This is a genomic window from Gallaecimonas mangrovi, from assembly GCF_003367375.1.
GTDB lineage: Bacteria > Pseudomonadota > Gammaproteobacteria > Enterobacterales > Gallaecimonadaceae > Gallaecimonas > Gallaecimonas mangrovi.
Window position 1 is genome coordinate 3096529 of record NZ_CP031416.1, and the last position, 22706, is coordinate 3119234.

The 22706-nt window shown below is 53.5% G+C and carries 15 protein-coding genes; 9 read left to right on the plus strand and 6 right to left on the minus strand.

Annotated features, from left to right (window positions below; translation table 11 throughout):
• Positions 1-53: 53 nt before the first annotated feature.
• The 5 genes from DW350_RS14820 to DW350_RS14840 all read left to right on the plus strand — a co-directional run bounded on the left by DW350_RS14820 (position 54) and on the right by DW350_RS14840 (position 5068).
• Positions 54-1715, plus strand: coding sequence for a sensor domain-containing diguanylate cyclase (locus DW350_RS14820; protein ID WP_152032991.1), 1662 nt, complete (start codon positions 54-56; stop codon positions 1713-1715).
• 26 nt (positions 1716-1741) lie between these two features.
• A complete protein-coding gene (locus tag DW350_RS14825) occupies positions 1742-2434 on the plus strand; it encodes a glutathione binding-like protein (RefSeq protein WP_115719679.1) in 693 nt (230 codons plus the stop codon).
• Positions 2435-2507: 73 nt separating this feature from the next.
• Positions 2508-3701: an aminotransferase class V-fold PLP-dependent enzyme gene (locus DW350_RS14830; RefSeq protein ID WP_115720653.1), complete on the plus strand. Its 1194-nt coding sequence runs from the start codon at positions 2508-2510 to the stop codon at positions 3699-3701.
• Positions 3698-4075 (plus strand): SufE family protein, encoded by a 378-nt coding sequence (locus tag DW350_RS14835; protein ID WP_115719680.1) that lies wholly within the window; start codon positions 3698-3700, stop codon positions 4073-4075. The genes DW350_RS14830 and DW350_RS14835 overlap by 4 nt, the downstream gene beginning before the upstream one ends.
• A gap of 42 nt (positions 4076-4117) precedes the next feature.
• Positions 4118-5068 (plus strand): DMT family transporter, encoded by a 951-nt coding sequence (locus DW350_RS14840; protein WP_115719681.1) that lies wholly within the window; start codon positions 4118-4120, stop codon positions 5066-5068.
• On the opposite strand, the gene tcdA is transcribed toward DW350_RS14840, so the two are convergent.
• Positions 5058-5831: a tRNA cyclic N6-threonylcarbamoyladenosine(37) synthase TcdA gene (gene tcdA, locus DW350_RS14845; RefSeq protein ID WP_115719682.1), complete on the minus strand. Its 774-nt coding sequence runs from the start codon at positions 5829-5831 to the stop codon at positions 5058-5060. The genes DW350_RS14840 and tcdA overlap by 11 nt on opposite strands.
• A 155-nt stretch (positions 5832-5986) precedes the next feature.
• Here tcdA and DW350_RS14850 point away from each other — a divergent pair, with 155 nt between their 5' ends.
• Positions 5987-7168, plus strand: coding sequence for an acetyl-CoA C-acetyltransferase (locus DW350_RS14850; protein WP_115719683.1), 1182 nt, complete (start codon positions 5987-5989; stop codon positions 7166-7168).
• 27 nt (positions 7169-7195) lie between these two features.
• Here the strand turns inward: DW350_RS14850 and DW350_RS14855 are convergent, their stop codons facing one another.
• From DW350_RS14855 to DW350_RS14870, 4 genes are all read right to left on the minus strand, one after another.
• Positions 7196-9724, minus strand: coding sequence for an EAL domain-containing protein (locus DW350_RS14855; protein ID WP_115719684.1), 2529 nt, complete (start codon positions 9722-9724; stop codon positions 7196-7198).
• 66 nt (positions 9725-9790) lie between these two features.
• Complete coding sequence (locus DW350_RS14860) at positions 9791-10960, minus strand: HD-GYP domain-containing protein (protein WP_115719685.1); 1170 nt, start codon at positions 10958-10960, stop codon at positions 9791-9793.
• Positions 10961-11046: 86 nt separating this feature from the next.
• On the minus strand, positions 11047-12483 hold the full coding sequence (locus tag DW350_RS14865) for a coniferyl aldehyde dehydrogenase (RefSeq protein ID WP_115719686.1): 1437 nt from the start codon (positions 12481-12483) through the stop codon (positions 11047-11049).
• Positions 12484-12521: 38 nt separating this feature from the next.
• On the minus strand, positions 12522-12938 hold the full coding sequence (locus DW350_RS14870) for a DUF3293 domain-containing protein (protein WP_192954700.1): 417 nt from the start codon (positions 12936-12938) through the stop codon (positions 12522-12524).
• Between the two features lie 323 nt (positions 12939-13261).
• Between DW350_RS14870 and arcA the strand changes: the two genes are divergently transcribed.
• Positions 13262-13990: a two-component system response regulator ArcA gene (gene arcA, locus DW350_RS14875; protein WP_115719688.1), complete on the plus strand. Its 729-nt coding sequence runs from the start codon at positions 13262-13264 to the stop codon at positions 13988-13990.
• A 39-nt stretch (positions 13991-14029) separates the two neighbouring features.
• On the opposite strand, the gene arcB is transcribed toward arcA, so the two are convergent.
• Positions 14030-16357 carry an aerobic respiration two-component sensor histidine kinase ArcB gene (arcB, locus tag DW350_RS14880; RefSeq protein WP_115719689.1) on the minus strand — a complete coding sequence of 776 codons (2328 nt, stop codon included), beginning with the start codon at positions 16355-16357 and terminating at the stop codon, positions 14030-14032.
• A 582-nt stretch (positions 16358-16939) separates the two neighbouring features.
• Between arcB and gltB the strand changes: the two genes are divergently transcribed.
• The gene (gene gltB, locus DW350_RS14885) at positions 16940-21280 is read left to right on the plus strand and encodes a glutamate synthase large subunit (protein WP_115720654.1); all 4341 of its coding nucleotides are present in this window, start codon (positions 16940-16942) and stop codon (positions 21278-21280) included.
• Entirely contained in the window at positions 21274-22683 is a 1410-nt protein-coding gene (locus tag DW350_RS14890) for a glutamate synthase subunit beta (protein WP_192954885.1), read from the plus strand. Before gltB ends, DW350_RS14890 begins: the two co-directional genes overlap by 7 nt.
• Positions 22684-22706: the final 23 nt, after the last annotated feature.

The window sequence follows — 22706 nt, forward strand, 5'->3', positions numbered from 1 at the left end:
CACGGAAAGTTAGTCACAGCTCCATTCACTAATAACGTTTTGATATCAGACCCGTGCAAGCATTAATTGAATACCTGACCCGTTCTCAAGAACTACTTCAAATCGCCGAGCAACTAAGCGAGGGGATCTTGATGACCGATGCCGATGGTCGGGTAATGTTTGCCAACGCCGCTGCCCGCAACATGCTGGCCGGTGAAGCCGATTTAGGCCAATCACTGCTGGCACTGCTGCCGGATTTGCGCGACACCTTATCTAAACTCGACTTTTTACCCCCCAGCACCGCTGGCCAGCGGTTGGTTAAAAGCCTTGCTATTGAAGTGACAGCAGGCCAGCAAAGCCGGCATTTAGAGCTGGACCTAAGTTATCTTTTAAACGATAGCGGCCGTCCTAAGGGCTTGTTGGTATTACTAAAAGAGGTAACCAATAGCGTTCGCGACAAAAATGCGCTGCGCGACCAAAATAGCCGTTTAGAGGCCATTATTAGTGGCACTCGCGCCGGAACTTGGGAATGGAACCTGCAAACCGGCAAACTCTATATCAATGAACGCTGGGCACAAATGCTCGGGCTTACCCTGGCGGAGTTGTCGCCGATATCCCCAGACACCTTCCGCTATTTAACGCACCCAGACGACTACCGCGCCTCTGAGCAAAAACTCCAACAGCACCTAGACGGCACCAGGCCCTATTACGCCCATATTTGCCGAATGCGCCATAAAGACGGCCATTGGGTTTGGGTGCATGACAGGGGCCAGGTCACCAGTTTCAGTGAAGACGGCAAACCGCTTTGGCTGACCGGCACCCACATTGATATCAGTGAAACCAAAGAAGCCGAAGAACGCTTAAACAAGCTGGCTCAGAACATTCCGGGGATGATTTACCAATTTGCCATGGACCGCCAAGGCAACCATTGGTTCGTTTATGTCAGCGAAGGCATTCGCGAGATCTATCAGCTAAGCCCAGAACAAGCAGCCGACAATATCGATTTGGTTTTCAACAAAATACACCCAGACGACATCGAAGACGTTAATGAGTCGCTGTTGGTGTCCGCCGGTTCATTAAGCCAATGGCACTGCCAATACCGAGTATCGCAAGGTGACAACATTAAATGGCTTGAAGGTAGTGCCACCCCAGAAAAGCTCGAAGACGGCACCATACTCTGGCACGGTATTCTTACCGACATTACCGAGCGTAAGGCCCTTGAAGAGCAGCTAAGGATATTGTCTGTAACCGATGAACTGACCGGCTTATACAATCGCCGCCATATGCTGCAGTGCATTAAGGAAACGCTGGGGCAGTACCACCGTTTTGGCACGCCCTTTTCAGTGCTGATGCTGGATGTGGATCACTTCAAAAACATCAACGACAGCCACGGCCACCAAGTTGGTGACCAGGTGCTTTGCGATCTGGCAGCGCTTTTTAGCCAGCAACTTCGCCATATCGATAAAGCAGGCCGCCTTGGTGGCGAAGAGTTCCTGTTATTACTGCCGGGCACTGAGCTAGAAGGCGCTGTAAAGGTGGCACAATTACTTTGCCAGCGTTTTCGTGAGCACCGCTTTCACTCTGGACAACAACAGACCTTTAATGCCACCTTGAGCGTCGGCGTTACCTCGGTGCTGCCTTCAGACATCGATGTAGCAACCCTTATCAAAAGGGCGGATCAGGCGGTTTATCAGGCCAAGGGCCAAGGTCGCAACCAGGTGTGCCAAGCCGACTGACACTGCTCAACGCAAGGGAGTGGTTCATGATTGACTTCTACTACTGGCCAACACCTAACGGCCACAAGATCACCTTATTTCTTGAAGAAGCTGGCCTGGAATACCGCATAGTGCCGGTAGACATCAGCGCCGGAGATCAATTCAAACCCGAGTTTCTGGCCTTTTCACCCAACAACCGTATGCCCGCCATTATTGACCATGCTCCGGCTGACGGTGGTGAAGCCATTACCGTGTTTGAGTCTGGTGCCATCTTGCAATACTTGGCAGAAAAAACCGGCCAATTTTGGCCAGCGGATGTACGGCAACGCAAAACCGTCAACGAATGGCTATTCTGGCAAGTGGGCGGCCTGGGCCCCATGGCTGGGCAAAATCATCATTTTGGTGTTTATGCCCCTGAAAAAATCCCCTACGCCATCGAACGCTACGTTAACGAAACCAACCGCTTATACGGGGTTTTAAATAAGCGCCTTGCTGGCCGGGACTTTATTGCTGACAACTACAGCATTGCCGATATGGCCTGTTACCCCTGGATTGTGTCGCACCAACGCCAGCAACAAGACCTTAATGACTTTCCCGACTTAAAACGTTGGTATGAAGCCATTGCCGCGCGCCCTGCCACCCAGCGTGCCTATGCCAAAGGACAAGCGGTAAGCCAAAACCGCGCCACCGTTACCGAAGCCGGTAAAAACATCCTTTTTGGCCAAAAAGCCAAACCTTAACTGCCCGGGCGCACTTGCGCCCGTATCACGCTTTACCGACAATGCGGCCATCGTCAGCAATTCGGCCAGTAAGATGTTTGAGCACTCTGCTTTTCGCGCCCTGTTCCCTTGTCTCAACCAGGCAGAGGTTTATCTCGACAACGGTGCCAGTACCCAAACCGCCACGCCCGTGCTTGACGCCATGGACCAGTATTACCGCCACTACCGCGCCAACGTCCATCGTGGCAGCCACCCTTGGGCCGCCCAAGCCACGGCCGCCGTTGAAAAAAGCCGCGATGACATTCAAGCCTTTATTAATGCGCCTTGCCGTGAAGCCGTTATTTTTACCAGCGGCACCACCGCTGCTATCAACCTCGTGGCCTGGGGCCTGATTGACCACATTAGCCCGGGCGAGCGCATTGTGGTGAGTGCCATGGAGCACCACGCCAACCTAGTGCCGTGGCAGTTATTGGCCAAGCGCACCGGCGCCGTGCTTGATGTGTTGGCGCTCACGCCAGAGGGAACCCTGGACATGGCCGCCTTTGACAAGCTGCTTGCTAAAGCGCCCAAACTGGTGGCCTGCTGCCACGTTTCTAACACCCTTGGCACCATTAACCCGGTGCAGGAGATCTGCGCGAAAGCACGCGCCGCCGGGGCATTAACCGTTATTGATGGCGCCCAGGCGGTGGCCCATTTAAAGGTGGATATTCAAGCCATTGGTTGTGACTTTTACGCCTTTTCCGGTCACAAGATGTTTGGCCCCACCGGCGTAGGTGTGCTGAGCGGCAAACTCGATGCGCTGTCGCGCCTAAGCCCCTTTATCGGCGGTGGCGAAATGATAGAAAAAGTCAGCTTTAACAAGGTGACCTTCAACGCCCTGCCGCACCGGTTGGAAGCGGGCACTGGCCCTATTAGCGAGATAATCGGCCTGGGCGCAGCAGCGCAGCTTTTGGCAAAGCTTGATGCCAGTGCTTATGAGGCCAGCCTCAGCGCGCACTTACTGGCAGGCCTGGCGGCTTTGCCGGTCAAGGTATTAGGGCAAGGGCCGCGTATCAGCTTGGTGTCAATCTCTGTGCCGACAGTGCATCATAGCGATTTGGCCCATTACCTTGCCGGGCGCGGCATTGCGGTACGCGCTGGCCATCACTGCACCCAGCCACTGCATGCGCTGCTTGGTATAAGTGGTTCGCTACGCATTGCTTTGGCGCCTTATAACACATTGCACGAAATCGATGCCTTACTCGTTGCCCTGGCCGATGGCATCGCCCTTTTTGAGGAAATGGCATGAGCCTGTTTGACGACTTTGCCAACGAAAAGCATTTTGAGGGCCGCACCCGCTTTTTATTAAGTCTGGCTCGCACGCTCCCTAGGCTTGCCGATAAAACTGGCGCCCAAGAGGTGCACGGCTGTGAAGCCAAAACCTGGCTGAAGGTCGACATGATTGATGGCCAACTAGCACTGAGCGGCGACAGTGAAGCGCGCATCGTCAAAGGTTTAATGGCGTTGCTGTTTAGCCTATACCAGGGCAAAAGCCTTGATGAAGCACGCCACATTGATGCCCGCACCGAATTTGAAAAGGCAGGCTTAGCGCAGTTTTTAAGCCCCAGCCGAAATAATGGTCTTTATGCGATGCTGGCCGAAATACACAGCGAGCTGGGTTAATTAACACGCCACACTTTTTATCACCCCGTTACTGAGGCCAGGATGGCAGCCGGAATTTGTTATGCACTTGCCGCAGGCTTGGTTTGGGGCCTGATTTTTGTTGGGCCATTGTGGGTGCCGGACTACCCTGCCATGTTGCAATCGGTTGGGCGTTACTTGGCGCTTGGCATTATTGCACTGCCTTTGGCCTGGCAGCAGCGCCGCGCCTTGGCGCTGCTTAGCCGGCGCGACTGGCGGCAGGCATTGTGGCTGGCCCTGGTCGGAAACTTAATTTATTACTGCGGCGTAGCAGGGGCGGTATTACGTGTCGGTGCCCCTATTGCCACCATGGTGGTGGGGACTTTGCCGGTGGTCATTGCCATCAGCGCCAACCTGCTTTATCGCCACAAGGAAGGGCGGCTCAGTTGGCCATTAATGGCGATGGCCACGGTGCTCATGCTCAGCGGTTTGGTGCTGGTCAATGTCGAAGAGCTTAGCAGCAGCGCCGTAAAGCCCTCCTTTGGGCAATATTTACTGGGGCTCGGCATGGCCATTAGCGCCGTGCTTTGCTGGACCTGGTATGCCCTTAAAAATGCCCGCTGGCTAAAAGACAACCCGCTGCGCTCGCCATCCGCTTGGGCAACCGCACAAGGGCTAGCCACCTTGCCGCTGTCAGTTATCGGTTATCTGTTGGTGGCACTTTACCTGCACCATCAGCTGCCGCACTTTTCCCTGCCTTTTGGGCCACAGCCTTGGGTCTTTCTACCCTTGATGTTGCTGATTGGCCTGCTTTGCTCTTGGCTTGGCACCTTGTTTTGGAATGCCGCCAGCCAGCGCTTACCAACGGTGCTGATGGGGCCAATGGCCTCTTTTGAGATCCTAACCGGCCTTTGCTACGGCTTTATGTTACGCCAAGCCTGGCCGGGGCCATTAACGGTGCTGGGGGTATTTTGTATGCTGGCAGCAATAGGGGTAACAGTGTGGGCCAAACACCGCCAGCGCCTTAGCCCTTAACACCGGTCAGCTTTTCAATTACCCGCGAAACAGCCACCAGGCCAAAGGTGGCCGTTACTACCATTGAGGCGCCAAAACCGGCGGCACAATCCATGCGCATAGAGCCTTCGGCATTTTTGGTAGCGCACACCGAACCGTCGGGTTGCGGGTATTTCAGCGCTTCGCTGGAAAACACGCAGTCAACACCAAACTTGCGGGTTTTCGAGAAATGATAAAAACGGCGTAGCCGCTCTTTTAGCTTACGTGCCAAGGGGTCTTGAATGGTTTTGGTTAAATCGGCCACCTGCACCTGGGTTGGGTCAACCTGGCCGCCAGCACCGCCGATGGTGATAATGCGGATTTTATTGCGTTTGCAATAGGCGATCATCGCCGCCTTGGCGCCTAAAGAATCTGTGGCATCAATCACATAGTCGACATTTACTGCCAAAAGTTCAGCGACGTTTTCGGGGGTAACAAAATCGTCGATGGCGGTTACCTGACAGTCAGGATTTATCAAGCGGATACGTTCTGCCATAACCTCGGTTTTAGGCCTGCCAACCGTGGTGGTTAAGGCATGAATTTGCCGATTGGTATTGGTGGTACAGACATCGTCCATGTCTACAAGCGTAATACTACCGACGCCACTTCGCGCCAATGCTTCGGCCACCCAGGTACCAACACCACCGATCCCCGCCACAAAAATATGGCTATCTTTCAATATGGTGGCGCCTTTTTGGCCATAAAGTCGGATGATACCGCCAAACCGTGTGTCGAAATCGCTCATCTGTTACCCCTTGGACCCGGGCGCGCATTTTAGCACGCTCCGCATCTTTGACTAATGGGCTATACCAAAGTGACATATTGAGGCGGCATCATAGTGACATTCGCAACAGTCTTACCCCCAACCTGTTGGCGCCTTGCGCCGGATAAGGAGATACCATGCAGGATGTAGTTATAGTGGCAGCAACCCGCACTGCGGTGGGCACTTTTCAAGGTGCCCTTAGCCAAATTCCGGCCCCCGATTTGGCGGCCAGCCTTATCAAAGAAACCCTGGCGAAATTGTCCCTGGCGGGCAATGAAATTGATGAAGTACTGCTTGGCCAAGTGCTCACTGCCGGTTCCGGGCAAAACCCGGCGCGCCAGGCCGTCATTAAAGCCGGCCTGCCGGACATGGTACCGGCCATGACCATCAACAAAGTGTGTGGCAGTGGCCTTAAAACCCTGCACCTGGCGACACAAGCAATTCGCTGCGGCGATGCCGATGTGGTGATAGCCGGTGGCATGGAAAACATGAGCTTATCGCCTTATGTTTTGCCCAAGGCGCGCACCGGCCTGCGTATGGGCCATGCCCAACTTGAAGACTCCATGATTAAAGACGGCTTGTGGGACGCCTTTAATGACTACCACATGGGGATCACCGCCGAGAACCTGGCGGAAAAATATCAACTGACCCGAGAACAACAAGACGCCTTTGCCGCCAGTTCGCAACAAAAAGCGGTAGCGGCTATTGAGGCCGGCTATTTTAAAAACGAAATCACCCCTATCAGCATTCCACAGCGCAAGGGCGACCCTGTTATTTTCGATACCGACGAGCAGCCTCGCGCCGGTACCACGGCAGAATCCTTGGCCAAGTTGCGCCCAGCCTTTAAAAAAGACGGCACCGTTACCGCCGGTAATGCCTCCAGCATTAACGATGGCGCTGCCATTGTGGTGCTGATGAGTAGCGAGAAAGCCAAAACCCTGGGCCTGCCGGTATTGGCCACCATCAAGGCTTATGCCAATGCCGGTGTTGACCCCGCCATTATGGGCATAGGCCCGGTTCCGGCTACGCAGCGCTGTTTGGCTAAAGCCGGTTGGGGCGTTGACGACTTGGAGCTGATTGAAGCCAACGAAGCCTTTGCTGCCCAGGCGCTGTCGGTTTCCAAAGAATTGGGCTGGGACACCAATAAGGTGAACGTTAATGGTGGCGCCATTGCCATTGGCCACCCCATTGGCGCATCTGGCTGCCGGATTCTGGTGACATTGGTGCATGAAATGATCCGCCGCGATGCCAAAAAAGGTTTAGCCACCCTTTGTATCGGCGGCGGCCAAGGTGTCGCTTTGGCCTTGGAAAGAAGCTAATGGCTTAGCAGCACTAAAAAGGGGCCTTTATTGGCCCCTTTTGGTAATGGTTTCACCGCTTAACCAGGTTTGTGCAATGTCTGCCGGGCACGCCTTTGCATAGAGAAAACCCTGCGCCTGATGGCACTGGTTCTGGGTCAAAAAGGCCACTTGTTCTTCGTTCTCTACCCCTTCGGCAATCACTTCCAAACCCAGGCCGCGGGCTAGCCCCAATACCGCCAAACTTATTTGCACATCGCCTTCAACTTGCGGCAGATGCTCAACAAAGCTGCGGTCGAGCTTTAAGGCGTTGATGGGCAACTTGCGCAGATAAGCCAGCGAAGAATAACCGGTACCAAAGTCGTCAATGGACAGCCGAATACCGCGCTCACGCAGTGCTTCCAATAGCGCCAGCATGGCTTCAGCCCGCTCCGGGATAAAGACGCTTTCGGTGATCTCCAGCTCAATCAGCCCCGGCGGCAACTGGTACTGCGCCAAGCAGCGGTCAAGGGCGCTGAGAAAATCGTCTGAGCCTAACTGCAATACCGACAAGTTAACGGCAATGGGCACTCGTTGCCGGTCTGCCCAAGCCGCTTGCTGGGCACAGACCTTTTCCAGCACCTGCACTCCAAGAATTTCAATTAGCCCTAAGCGTTCGGCAAGGGGAATAACTTGCGTTGGCGGCACATCCCCCAGCACCTCATCATGCCAGCGCAGCAGCGCTTCCATGCCTTTGAGCTTGCCGGTGGCCAGGTCCACTTTTGGCTGATAAAAAACGTCTAAGCTGCGGTTGGCCAAAGCGTGATGCAGCCGCTCTTCCAGGCGCATTTCCTGGCGATTGCGGTCACTCATTTCGGTGTTGTAAAAACGGTATTTATTACGGCCCAATTCTTTGGAGCGGTACATGGCGGTATCGGCAAAACGCAGCAGTTGTTCTTCGTTTTTGCCGTCGCCAGGAAAGACGCTGATACCAATACTGGCCGACACAAATAGCGCCCTGCCGTTGACTTCCATCGGTGCGTAAATGGCGTCAATTAAGCGCTGCGCTAGCCTTTCCAAGCCCACCACTTCGTCGGTTTCTGGCACCAGCACCGTAAATTCGTCGCCACCAAGACGGGCTACCGAATCACCCTCGCGTACGGTTTCTTGCAAGCGTTTGGCCACTTCCCGCAGTACCTTGTCGCCCGCTAAATGCCCAAGGGAGTCATTAATGCGTTTAAATAAATCCAAATCGACAAACAGCAACGCCACTTGGTGGTGGTGGCGCCTGGCATTGGCAATTGCCAGTTTCAGGCGGTCGGTAAATAAACGGCGGTTCGGCAGGCCGGTTAGTTCGTCGTAATAGGCGAGCGACTGAATACGGGCCTCTTTTTGCTTACGGTCGGTAATGTCGGTAAAGATGCCGGCGTATTTACAGATGTTGTCATCGTCATCACGGATAGCGGTAATGGTCAGCCATTCCGGATAAACATCGCCATTTTTGCGGCGATTCCAAATCTCGCCTTGCCAATAGCCCTGCTCTTCGAGCTGCAGCCACATGTTGTGATAAAAGCTTTCAGGATGGCGGCCAGAGCTTAATACCGAAGGGGTTTGGCCGATGACTTCGTGTTGCTGATAGCCGGTCATTTGCGAAAAGCTGGGGTTAACCGACTCTATAGTGCCCTTGGCATCGGTGATCATGATGCCATCCAAAGAGGCGTTAATCACTTGCGTTGCCAGGCGCAAATGCTCCACCGACAAGCGAAGGGCGCTATCGCGCTCGTCAAGCAATCGCCGTAGTTGGTTAACGTATTCGTATTCAATATTGGCCAACACGTCACTGTAGGACAGCACGCCCAGTAGCTCGTCGCCGCCATCGGTAACACCAAGATGGCGATAATGCTGCTCTTGCAGCTGTTGCACGGCGACCATCAAACTGGCCGAGGCGGGCATGGAAAATAACGGGTAACTGGCCAAGTCTCCTGCCACCTCGCCCTTTGTGCCAGCAACCCAGGCCACCAAATCTCGCTCGGTTAAAATGCCGTGCTCGCCGTCAGCGCGGCTCACCACCAAGGCATCCAAACCTTCGTCAGACATTAAGTGCTGCGCCTGACTGAGCGGCATGGAGTCGGGCACTATCATCGCCTGGCGGCGAAGCGAACTGGCCAGATCGCGCATCAGTAAATAGTGCTCCACCCCCTGAAAACGGATGATATCGGACTGGGTTAATACGCCAATGGGCTGTAGCGCTTCATCCACTACCAACAGCCGCCGCACCCTAAAGTGTTTGAGCATATTGGCCGCTTGGCCTAAAGGCACCTCGGCACCGATACTGTGCACAGGGCTGTGCATCACTTGTCGAATGGGCTGGTCAAGAAGCTCATCACGGCTGATATCAAGATGGCGAACGTCGCCTTCGCTCCATATTCCCAATACGGTTTGTTGGTCGGTAATAAGAATGCAACTGACCTTGGCTTGGTGCATTAAGGTGCATGCCTGGCGAACGGAGGTATCGGGGCAGCAGCTGAGCAAGCCACCACTGATGATGCTACCAACGTTAGGCTCGGCACTTAACGAAAAAGGGGTTGAGCTGGGCATAAAATTCCATGCAAAAAAAGCGCCCCAAGACTATATCTCAGGGCGCTTTTTCGACATTACGCTGGATCAAGAAGTGCTTAAGTAACGGCTGACTTCAACGCCCCAGTCCCGGGGATCTTCAGCGCCCTCAATACTGTCTTTCGACAACATCAGGTTAAGGTTTTGCACCGGCAGGTGGGACTTACTGGTCAAGCTGTACACCACTTTCACCTTCGGTCTTAGGCTACTTTCCTCGTTAAGAGCGACCACAACAGCCAGCCGTTTCGATTTTAAACGCACCAAAGAGCCGATTGGATAAACCCCCATGCAGCGCACAAATTGGCGCACTAAGTATTCGTCAAAGTGGCTACCGGCAAGTTCCATTAACACCCGCATAGCTTTGGTTGGCGGCATCGCTTCTTTGTAACAACGCTCGGCGCTGAGCGCATCGTAAACATCAACAATACTGACCATACGGGCATAGGTGGATAACTGCTCTGCCGATTTGCCGTTAGGGTAACCTTTTCCGTCAATGCGTTCGTGGTGATTGCTCACCACATCCATCACCTCAGGGGGAATGTCTTTTTCTTCTGCCAAGATGGCGGTTGAATGCACCACATGGCTTTTCATCACTTCATATTCGGCGTCTGTCAGCCGGCCCGGTTTCATCAAGATGGTTTCAGGCACCATGACCTTGCCTAGGTCGTGAAGCAAGGCGCCAAGGGCCAACTTATCTATCAACCGGCGTTCGATGCCAAGATAGCTGGCAAACAGTGACATCAAAATACAAACACTCAGCGAGTGTTCCATCAGGTAGGCATCTTTTTCGCGAATGCGGGTCAGGCAGGCAAGCGTGGTGGGGTGTTTTAAAGCAGCATCAACAAAAGTCGACGCATATTTCTGCGCAACGTCGAGATCAGGAATACCCCCGTTAGACACCAGACTGTAAAAGTCGGCCATCTGCTCGCGGGCTTTAAGGTAGAACTGCCGGCTCTTCGCAACCGAACCCTGTATTTCTTCGCGCGGCTCGTCAACGGCGCCACTTAGTTGCGGCGCGGCGGCGGCTTCAATCAGGGTATGAAGACGCTGGGCAGGGTCTATCCATACGCTGGCGACACCAGCGTCTTTAAGGGCGACCAACTGTTGAGGTGAACCGATATGCCCTGACTTCTTTAAGCGATACCCCGTACTTTCTTCAATGCGAACGACAAAGTCTCCAACCTGCAACTTGTCGATGGAAACACAAAGATGCGACATGTATCCCCCATCAAAAACGATGAAACGTAGCCACTTGCAGCCTGGCGTCTTGCCAATAAAAAAGCTGCCAAGCAAATTTTAGAGTTTTATCGAACCAATCCTTTGAGCAACCATTTAATAATAGGTCTCTTATAAGGCGGGTAGAAAAAGGCAGCCGGGTTCCAACGCCCTTTTTTTAACACCGCCCGCACATGAGACAGGGCCCTCACCCCTTCTTTGCCGTGATAGTGGCCAAACCCGGAATGGCCAATACCACCAAAAGGCAACTCGTCGGCGGTCACTTGCAGTAGTACATCATTAATACAAACCCCACCAGCATGAATAGCTTGCAAAAGCTGTTGCTGCACACTGACTTTCATTGAAAACGGATAAAACGCCAATGGCTTGGGCCGAGCTTTAATAAAGGCAATGGCATGGTTGAGGCTGTCGTATTCAATCACCGGTAAAATGGGGCCGAATATCTCTTCTTTCATCAAGGCCAGGGAGCTGGGCGGATTAAGTAGCAGATGCAAGCCTAACCGCTGCAAGGTATCGAGCTTGGCAATGGCTGGATGATGAAGCTCGCAGTTGGCTGCTTTGGCTTCTTCTAAATACTGGCATAAGCGCTGGTAATGCGGGTTATTGATGATGGCGCTAAAGTCAGCATTGTGTTGCCAATTGCGGTAGCGTCTTTCAAAGGCCGCCAATAACAGTTCGATTAACCGCTGCCCTTTGCCCCTTGGCACCAACACATAATCAGGCGCCACACAGGTTTGCCCGGCGTTAAAGCATTTGCCGAACAGTAACCTATCAACCACCTTCTCAAGTGCCATGTCGGGCGCTATCAACACTGGCGATTTGCCGCCCAGTTCAAGTGTTACCGGCGTTAGGTTCTCAGCGGCGGACCGCATCACCAGTTTGCCCACGGCACTAGAGCCGGTAAAAATCAGATGGTCAAAAGGCAACCTGGCAAAAGCCGCCCCAACCTTGGCATCCCCTTGCACAACTTGCAGCACACTGGGTGAAAAATACTGGCCAACCAGACGCGCCAACAGCCCCGAAAGATGCGGCGTGTGTTCTGACATTTTAACCAGCACCCGATTGCCCGCCGCCAATGCGGCTGTTACCGGGCCAATAGCGAGATAAAGCGGGTAATTCCAAGGGGCAATAACACCGACAACCCCCAGTGGGTGATATTCCACACGGGCAGTTGCTGGCCACAGTAATAGCCCGGCATGGCGTTTATTGGGCTCCAGCCACAGCCGTAAATATTTAAGGTGATGGTCAATCATCCGCACCGCAGGCATCAGCTCGCCAAGGGTGGTTTCTATTTGGCTGCGGCCGCCAAAGTCATCATCAATGGCGTCTTTTATGGCTTGCTGATTTTCTAATAACAAGGTTTTTAAGGTCAGCAACCACTGGCGGCGACACTTAAAACTGGGAAAAGGGTTTTCATCACAAGCGTGCCGAGCGAGATCCAGCACATTGGATAAGCCAGTCGGTGCACTTTGAATACGCGGAAATGCCGCCACCTTGCCTGCCATAGCTCCCTCATTTCACCCGATATAGTCAGCGATATTGGTTAGATACACCCGTCCACTGCGTCAGGGCTTTCGATAATACGCTCGGAAAATCGACCTAGATGACACGCGTTTTCCTGCATAAGGCAGGGCAGCAAATACAGCTCGTCATGGCTCACCCAAAAAATGGCATTCTGTTTTAGTCTTATTCCAAGCGTAGTGGCAGATGGCTTATCCATCACAATGGCCCATGATCTTTCTTTGTGTTTAAGATCAGCCGAACACCCCCAAAGCGGCTGGTTTTTGTAACCTTTTGTAATGAGCTCGGCCTGTAGTAACAGGTCACGTTTTTGATTGGCCGCTTCGCTGAGCACTTTTCCTTCAGGGTTATGGGCTGTGATCACTGCAAAATCAAGCCTTTTAGACAAGGGCTGCGGCATCAGAAACACTGTGTTTTGATATAACTCCCATAACGTCATCACCGCTCTCCAGAAGGCGCCCTTACTGATTATTTTAAGCTTTGTAAGAGTCTTTATCCTCTTGGGCCAGCTTGTTAGGCCACTGTTACATCGCTTATACTGCCAGCCCCCACAGCAAGGACAAAAATTAAGCATTGCTCGGGATTTACCAAAGTTTGGCAGTGCCGGCTGAACTTTATTGAGAAGGTAGAACCCAAGTTATCAGTTGTCAGTGCAGAATTGCGGGATTGTCATTGCGTCGTTGCTAAAATTAATTCGGCACATTAGATAATTCTTATTTGTAGTATTGATGCGAATTTAGGTCCTAAAAATTAGGTAAGCCCATGCAAACCCCTCATATCCTCATCGTTGAAGACGAAACGGTAACGCGTACTACCCTCAAAAGCCTTTTCGAAGCAGAAGGCTATGCGGTTATCGAAGCCAGTGATGGCGCAGAGATGCATGATGTATTGGCCAGCCACCCCATCGATCTGGTGATCATGGACATTAACCTTCCTGGAAAAAACGGCCTGCTGCTTGCTCGCGAAATTCGTGAGAAGAAAGATATGGGTCTGATTTTCCTGACCGGCCGCGACAATGAAGTCGATAAGATCTTGGGTCTGGAAATTGGCGCTGATGATTACATCACCAAGCCTTTTAACCCTCGAGAGCTGACCATTCGTGCCCGTAACCTGCTTGGACGTACCCTGTCCAACGGTAAACCGGAAGAGCTGTCTGAAGTTGAACGTTACAAGTTCAACAACTGGACGTTGGAAGTTAACAGCCGCTCCTTGGTTAGCCCTAAAGAAGAAAGCTTTAAACTGCCCCGCAGTGAGTTCCGCGCTCTGCAATTCTTTATCGAAAACCCCGGTAAGATCCTTACCCGCGCAGAACTGCTCAAGCAAATGACCGGCCGTGAGCTCAAACCTCATGACCGCACTGTTGACGTAACCATCCGCCGTATCCGTAAGCACTTTGAATCGGTGCCGGAAACCCCGGAAATTATCGCCACTATCCACGGCGAAGGTTACCGTTTCTGCGGTGACATTGAAGCTACCGAAACAGCGGTTTAATTTCGCCGCATTAAAAAAGCCGCCCCAAGGGCGGCTTTTTTATTTACTACGCTCATTGAGCCATTGGCGCAGTAGCGCCAAATCAGCCTGCCACTGCTCGACAATTTCATCCACCCATTCTTGAATGTTTTCATCCCAAGCGGGAGCGTCACCGTGCTGGGCAAGGTTTGCTAGCTGCTGAATACGCTTTAAGCCAACCGCTGCTGCTGCGCCTTTGATTTTATGAGCCATTTCGCAGGCTTCTTTTTTATCGCCCGCCATCAAATTAGATTCCAGTACCTTCAAATAATCAGGCATCTGGCTGGCTAGCAAATCAGCTGACTGCAGCATAATGGCAGCGCCAACCGCTTCCACAAATTGGCCAAGAATATTGGTATCAAGCAGTTTGTCTTCTTGCTCTTCTTCGTGGCGTCGCTGATTTAGCATGGCCCCAGGCTCCCCATAGAATTCATCAATAATGGCGCTGACCGTTGCCACCGACAGCGGCTTGGATATGGCATCGTCCATACCGTTTTCCAGATACTGCTCTTTGTCTTTTATGACATTGGCGGTTAGCGCCACTATTGGCAGCTCTGCAAACTCGGCCTTTTCCCGTAAGGTACAGGCCACGTCGAAGCCGCTCATATCAGGCAACTGAATATCGAGCAGAACCAAGTCAAACATCTGCATCGCGCAGGCATCAAGTGCCGCTTGCCCGGTCATCGCCACCGTCACCTGATGGCCCATTTTCTCCAGTACCGCTTTGGCCACGGTAACGTTAAGTTCAATGTCCTCGACCAACAAAATTTGCAGCACTTTTTGCCCATTAGGCTCGGGCAAGGCGGGTGCTTTTAACGCTTTACAAATCGGTAGCGGTAACAACAAGGTAAAAGTAGAGCCTTGCCCCGGCGTTGATGTCACCAACAACTGCCCGCCCATGGCTTCTGCCAGATTTTTGGAAACCGCTAAACCAATACCGGTGCCGGTGGCGTGCATCTTGCCGCCCGATTCCACCTGGTAATACATGGCAAAAATTTTATCGATTTCATGTTTCGGAATACCAATGCCGGTATCGGTGACACAAAAGCGCAGCATGGCCTTACCGTCAGGCTGCACATCGGCGCTAACCGTTAACCCCACCTTGCCTTGCTCGGTAAATTTGACCGCGTTGCCAAGCAGGTTCCAAAGAATTTGCCGGGTGCGGGTGGCGTCCATTTCAACACATTCAGGCAACTCGCCCTGGCGTTCAAACTGCCAGCCTAAACCGCGCTGGCTGGCCATCAGCTCGGCCAGTGTCGCTACATCTTTGGTAAAGGCGGGCAAATCTTGCGGCTCCGGCACTATGGCCAAACGACGGCGATCGGCTTTATCCAAATCGATGATGTCGTTAAAGAGGTTACCTAGGGTTTCTGCCGATACGTAGATGGTGTTGATATACGACAGCTGCTGCTCGTTAAGCGGGCTATCGCGCAGCATTCGCGCCAAACCGACGATACCATTAAGCGGTGTGCGTAACTCGTGGCTTAAAGTGGCAATAAACTGGGTCTTTTCTCTTGCGGCCTTTTCCAACGCATCAGCCGATTTTTTGCGTTCAGTAATATCCCGGCCAAACCCTAGTAGCCCCAACCGGCGGCCTGAGGCGGAAAAAAACGGGACTTTACGCATTTCAAAAAGCGCTTTGCGACCATCCGGATATTGCAGCCATTGCTCGTAGGTGATCGGCTGATTGTTTTCAAACAGCACTTTATCGGTTTCGATAGCCCGCATCGCCACTTCATTGGGGTAGACCTCAAACGGCGACAAGCCAATCAGCTCTTGTTCTTTTTTACCCGTTACCGTTTCTACGGCTTTATTGCAGCCATAGAAAATGCCCTTTTCGTTACGAAAGTAAATCATGTCGGGAGACGAGTTAATAAAGGAGCGCAGCAAGGCGGTTTGCTCCCCCAAAGACTCTTGGGTTTTCTTACGCTCAACCACTTCCAAGCTCAGCCGGTCAATGGCGTCTTGGCGGGCAAATTCGGCTTTTTTACGTTCCTCTATCTCGAAATTAAGCTGTTCTACCTTGTCTTTAAGGCTTTGGTTAAGCAGCTTGTCCTGTTCGCGAAGCTCTTCTAGCTGTTCGACTAACTGAAAAAGGTGGCGGCGTGATTTCTCGAGCTGCGAAATCATCTCTAGAAAGAAGTACAACACCCAAGGCGCCGTAAGCAGGGTCAGTATCAAAGGTGTCAGCAGGTCGTAAACCGTGACATTACCGTGCAGCAAGATATCGGTGGTGCTGGTTCCCACCAAGCTGATAAGCAAAATCAAACTGAACAGGGCGACACTGAATCGGGCTGTCCCCAAGCGGGTCAGCAATTCGGTAAACTTCTGCGCCCAAATGGTCATCATAAATGCGGTTCCTCCTTCAGGCGCGGGCCTGATAGGTATAAAAATACTGCTCTCACAGCCACCAAATAACCTGAAAACCGCCAATTGAGTCAGACATCAATATGGATAACGGCGGCGGTGCTCTGTATTCACTATATCCTGCCCTCGACCTTGCAGGCTGCGGTAAAAATAGCGAACTTGCCCTGGTTTAGCAGCGCCATTGTCCTTAACTTACGGTGGTTGGGCAATCATTAGCCAAATCGGCCACTCACCTGCCGCTGTGTTTTTCGCCAGCCCGCAGGCATCACCCCTAGCTTCGATGCTAATACACTGATTTTTATTAAGTTAGGTTTTTTTCAGTTAGAGAGCGTCTGAAAGCTGTATTGCTCATATAAAAATTTTATAAAGGCCCTCTGGATGGCTAAAGCAAGAAATAACCACATGATTTATCAGGTAAAGCCGGAATAACGCTGCCGTTTTTGGGCCGTTATCAAAGGCCTTGGGACCCAAATAGTCATTGACCAACCCCCTACCTCGCCATTAGGGTGAACAGTCCGCGACTGAGCATTAACAATTTTTATGCTGCATTAATGCATAAAAATGATGGAGGTGGACAAGATGGTTGAAGCCCACGATAACTGTGGTTTTGGCTTGATCGCCCATAAAGAAGGGCAAGCCAGCCACAGGTTGCTTCGCCTGGCACTACAGGGACTTTCCCGCATGCAGCACCGTGGTGGTGTTGCAGCTGATGGCCGTACTGGTGACGGCTGTGGTTTATTGCTTTCCCTGCCGACAAAATTCTTTCGTGCGGTAGCCGAGGAAAACGGTTTCCGTCTCGCCAAACGTTTCGCTGTTGGCATGGTATTCCTGCCCAAAGAAAGCGAAAAAGCCAAAGCCATTATTACTGAAGAGTTAGGTAAAGAAACCCTGACCGTGGCTGGCTGGCGTCCGGTACCTGTTGACCAATCTGTGCTGGGCCACATTGCCCTTAAAAGCCAACCGGTTATTGAACAGGTCCTGGTCAATGCCCCACCGGGCTGGCGTAAACGCGAACTCGAGCGCCGCCTTTACATGGCGCGCCGCCGCGCTGAAAAACGTATGGAAGCCCAAAAACAAGACGCCTACATTGCGTCGCTTTCTTGCGTTGTGGTGGTTTACAAAGCGCTGACCCTCGCCGCCGACCTGCCCCGCTTCTATACCGATCTGACCGATCTGCGTATGGAAAGCACCATGTGTCTTTTCCACCAGCGTTTTTCTACCAACACGCTGCCGCGTTGGGAATTGGCGCAACCTTTCCGCTATCTGGCCCACAACGGCGAGATAAACACCATTTCCGGCAACCGCCACTGGGCGCGGGCGCGTAGCCACAAATTTGCTTCGCCACTGTTGCCCGATTTGCAAGATGCCAAGCCGTTTGTGTCCTCCAGCGGTTCTGACTCGCTGGCCATGGACAACATGCTGGACTTGCTGCTGTCTGGTGGCATGGACTTGTTCCGGGCGATGCGGCTTATTATGCCGCCGGCTTGGGAACAGGACCCGGTGATGGCTGACGATGTTAAAGCCTTCTTCGAATTCAACTCCATGCATATGGAGCCCTGGGATGGCCCGGCAGGGGTGGTGATGGCCGACGGCCGCTATGCGGCTTGTCAGTTGGACCGTAACGGCTTGCGCCCGGCGCGCTGGGTTGAAACCTCCGACGGCCTTATTACTTTGGCTTCGGAAGTGGGCATTTGGGACTACGCCGAAGACGAAGTTACCGCCAAGGGCCGAGTTGGCCCCGGCCAATTGCTGGCTGTGGATACCTTTAAAGGTCAAATCTGGTTCTCTGATGCCATCGACCGTGAATTGTCCGGCCGTCATCCCTATCGTGAATGGCTCAACGATAACCATACCAAGCTGACTCCCTTTGAAGATTTATCAGCGGCTCAAGCAGGTATCCGCGACCTTAGCGACGAACAACTTAAGCGAGTACAGAAGTATTTCGGCCTGACCCGTGAGGAAATTCACGATGTGGTAGAAGTGCTGGGCCGTGACGGCAAAGAAGCTGTTGGTTCCATGGGTGACGACACCCCGCTAGCCGGCTTTTCCAAAAATAACCGCAGCTTGTTCGACTTTTTCCGCCAGCGCTTTGCTCAGGTGACCAACCCGCCTATCGACCCGCTGCGCGAAGCCTTCGTGATGTCGCTGACTACCTATATAGGTGCCGAGCAAAACGTCTTTAGCGAAACCTCGGGCCATGCCGAACGGGTGCAGTTTAAATCGCCGATACTGCTCTATTCCGACTTGCGCCAGTTGCTGGACAAAAAATCCCATAAAACCTTAAGTTTGGCGTACCCCAAAACCGGCAACCTGAAAGACGCCATCGTGCGCCTTTGTGACAACGCCGAAGCGGCGGTAAAAGACGGCGCCGTGCTGGTATTGCTGTCTGACCGCCAGGTTCATGCCGACAACTTGATGATCCCCGCAGCCATGGCCGTTGGTGCTGTGCAAGAACGCTTGGTTGACCGCCACTTGCGGGCCAGCGCCAACCTCTTTATCGAAACCGGCAGTGCGCGCGACCCACATCACTTTGCGGTACTGCTGGGCCTTGGTGCCACCGCCATTTACCCGTATTTGGCCTTTGAATCATTGGCAGCGTTGGTGGACTCCAACATGCTGGACGATTCACTCAAAGCCGTGCTGATAAAATACCGTAACGGTATTAATGCCGGCCTTAAGAAAATCATGTCGAAAATGGGGATCAGCACCGTCGCCTCTTACCGTGGCGCAGCCCTTTTTGACGTGCTTGGCCTAAGCGACGAGATCTGTAAGCTGTGCTTCCCCGGTCTTAAGAGCCCTATCGGCGGTAAAACCTTTGCCGACATTCAGGCCCAGACCTTAAAGCTGCACAACGACGCCTTTATGCCAGGGCCTTTGCCCCTTGGTGGCCTGCTGAAATTCCAGCCCGACGGCGAATACCACGCCTGGAATCCCGACGTGGTTCGCAGCCTGCAAACCGCTGTGCGCAGCGATTCCTGGGACGCCTGGCAGCAATATGCCAAAGCGGTGCACCTGGGCCGCGACAGCTTCTTACGTGACAAGCTGAGCTTTAAGGCTGGTGCCGCACCGATAGCGGTTGAAAGCGTAGAAGCGGCAGAAAAACTGTTCCCAAGAATGGATACCGCGGCGATGTCCATCGGCGCCTTGTCGCCGGAAGCACACATTGCCCTAGCTATTGCCATGAACCGCTTGGGCGGCCGCTCTAACTCTGGGGAAGGTGGTGAAGATCCTAAGCGCCGCCGCTCCGACGGCCGCTCGAAAATCCGCCAGGTAGCCTCAGGGCGCTTTGGGGTTACACCGGAATACTTGGCCACCGCTGAAGTTATTCAAATTAAGATGGCCCAGGGCGCCAAGCCCGGTGAAGGCGGCCAGCTGCCTGGCCATAAAGTATCGGTGGAAATTGCCAAATTGCGCCATTCCACCCCCGGCACCACGCTAATTTCGCCGCCGCCACACCACGATATTTACTCTATCGAGGATTTGGCGCAGCTCATTTATGATTTGAAAACCGTCAACCCGCAAGCGTTGGTCTCGGTGAAACTGGTGTCGAGCCAGGGCGTTGGCACCATTGCCTGTGGCGTGGCCAAAGCCGGCGCCGACCTCATTACCCTTTCCGGCTATGACGGTGGTACCGGTGCCAGCCCGCTAACCTCGGTTAAATATGCCGGTGGTCCTTGGGAGCTGGGGCTGATTGACGCCCACCATGCCCTGATTAAAGAAGGCCTGCGTGACCAGGTTATCTTGCAGGTGGATGGCGGTTTTAAAACCGGCCAAGACGTTGTTAAGGCAGCCATTTTGGGTGCCGACAGCTTTGGTTTCGGTACCGCGCCGATGGTGGCGCTGGGCTGTAAATATCTGCGGATTTGCCACCTCAATAACTGCGCGACCGGTGTTGCCACCCAGCACAGTGTGCTGCGTGACAAACACTTCCGTGGCCTGCCAGAACAGGTGGAATCCTTCTTTACCCTGATGGCCCGCGAAATTCGCGAGCTGCTGGCAAGCCTGGGTGTGGCGAGCCTCAACGAGGCTAAAGGCCGCTTAGACTTGCTCGAGTGCAGTGACGAGCACATTGGCAAGGTGCTTTTAAAACCCCTGCCAAGCCTGCCGGAATACGAAGTGGTATTGCCACAACCCGAGCATACCCTTAACGACAAAATTGTCGCCGAGGCGCAGCTTGATACCCCCTGGTTGGCTTATTACCCCATCAGCAACACCGACCGCACCGTGCCAGCCACCTTAAGCGGCGCTATTGCCAAGCAATACGGTGATGGCGGCAGCCCACAACCGGTTCGCCTGCAATTTCGCGGTACCGCCGGCCAAAGTTTTGGTGCCTTTACCTTGCCGGGCATGGAAGTGCGCCTGGTGGGTGATGCCAACGACTATGTCGGTAAAGGTCTTGGCGGCGGCACCTTGGTATTGAGCCCACCGCCTGGCAGCCACTTTGTGGCAGCAGATACCCTTATCATGGGTAACACCTGCCTGTTTGGTGCCACCGGCGGCGAATGTTTTGCCGAGGGGCAAACCGGCGAGCGTTTCGGGGTGCGTAACTCCGGCGCTACCGCGGTGGTGGAAGGTGTTGGCGACCACGGCTGTGAATACATGACCGCAGGTATGGTGGTGGTGCTGGGTAAAACCGGCCGCAACTTCGCTGCCGGCATGACCGGTGGCCTGGCGGTGGTGATGGATTTAGACGACCGCGCGGTCAATAACGAATTGGTCGATTGGTGCCCACTGAGTGATCACAACGATGTTACCCAGCAGGTACGGGCGCTGATTAAGCGCCACCACAACCTGACCGGTTCTGCCCGCGCTGCCGAGCTGCTGGAAGATGCCGACTGGGCCCAGCGCTTTACCCTGATCCATCCTCAAGGTTGGCAACCACAACTGAGGGAGGCCGTATCGTGAAAGATCCCCTGAGCTTTTTAAATTTTGAACGCCAAACCGGCGAGGTGGTACCGGCTAAAGAGCGGGTCACCCAATTTAAGGAAGTGCAATCGCCGCAAACAGCACAGGTGCGTGAAGAGCAATCTGCCCGTTGTATTGATTGCGGCACCCCTTATTGCCAGTGGAAATGCCCGCTGCATAACGCCATTCCCCGTTGGTTGGAATTGGCTAACGCCGGCAAAATTACCGAAGCGGCAGAGCTGGCTCACCAGACTAACCCGCTGCCGGAAGTCTGTGGCCGGGTTTGCCCGCAAGACCGTTTGTGTGAAAGCGTTTGTACCCTTAATGACGAGTTTGGTGCCGTTACCATCGGCCAGGTCGAGCGCGACATTACCGATTTAGCACTAGACGCCGGTTGGCGCCCTGACTTGTCGGTGGTTGCCAAAACCGGCCATAAGGTTGCCGTTATTGGGGCAGGCCCAGCCGGTATTGGCTGCGCCGATTACCTTATCCGTAACGGTGTTGATGTCACCGTTTATGAAGCCGAGCCGGTGATCGGTGGTTTGCTTTCAACCGGTATCCCCGGCTTTAAGCTGGAAAAAGACATCATCAGCCGCCGTTTTGAGGTGCTCAAAGACATGGGTGTTGAGTTTGTCCTTAACACCAAAGTTGGCCAAGACATTAGTTTCAAAGAAATTTTAGAAAACTTTGATGCGGTGTTTATGGGCCTTGGCGCCCCTAAAAGCGTGAACTCCGGCCTTAGCGGTAGCGATGCCGACGGCTGCCTGGAAGCGGCCCATTACTTGTACGATCAGAACCTTAAACTGATGCAAGGCACCGAGCTGCACTTTGACCAGAAAGGCAAACACGTGGTTGTGATTGGCGGTGGTGACACCGCTATGGACTGCTCCCGCACCGCCCTTCGCCAGGGCGCGGCCAGCGTCACCTTGCTGTATCGCCGTGACCGCGAAAACATGCCCGGCTCACCCAAAGAGGTGCGTTTTGCTGAGGAAGAAGGCCTGCAATTTGCCTTTTGCCACCAGCCGCTGGAAGTGTTGGCCAATAGCGGCAAGGTCGCCGGTATTCGCATTCAACAAACGCAGTTGGGCGCGCCAGATGCGTCCGGCCGCCGCCGCCCTGAACCGGTTGCAGGCTCTGAGCGCGACCTGAATGCCGATACCGTTATCTTGGCGCTCGGTTTTAGGCCACAACTGCCGAACTGGTTGTCAGACGTTGGTGTGGTTGCCGACGAAGCCGGCCGCGTGCTGGCGCCAGACGGTAAAACCCTGCATCCCAAAATCTTCGCCGGTGGCGATATGGTACTGGGCGCAGACCTTGTGGTGACCGCCATTGCCAATGGCCGTAAAGCCGCTCAAGGCATCCTCGACAAACTCGGCATCACAGCCGGGGTGACCGCAGCCTAAGGCTCGGGCTATCATTGGGGCTT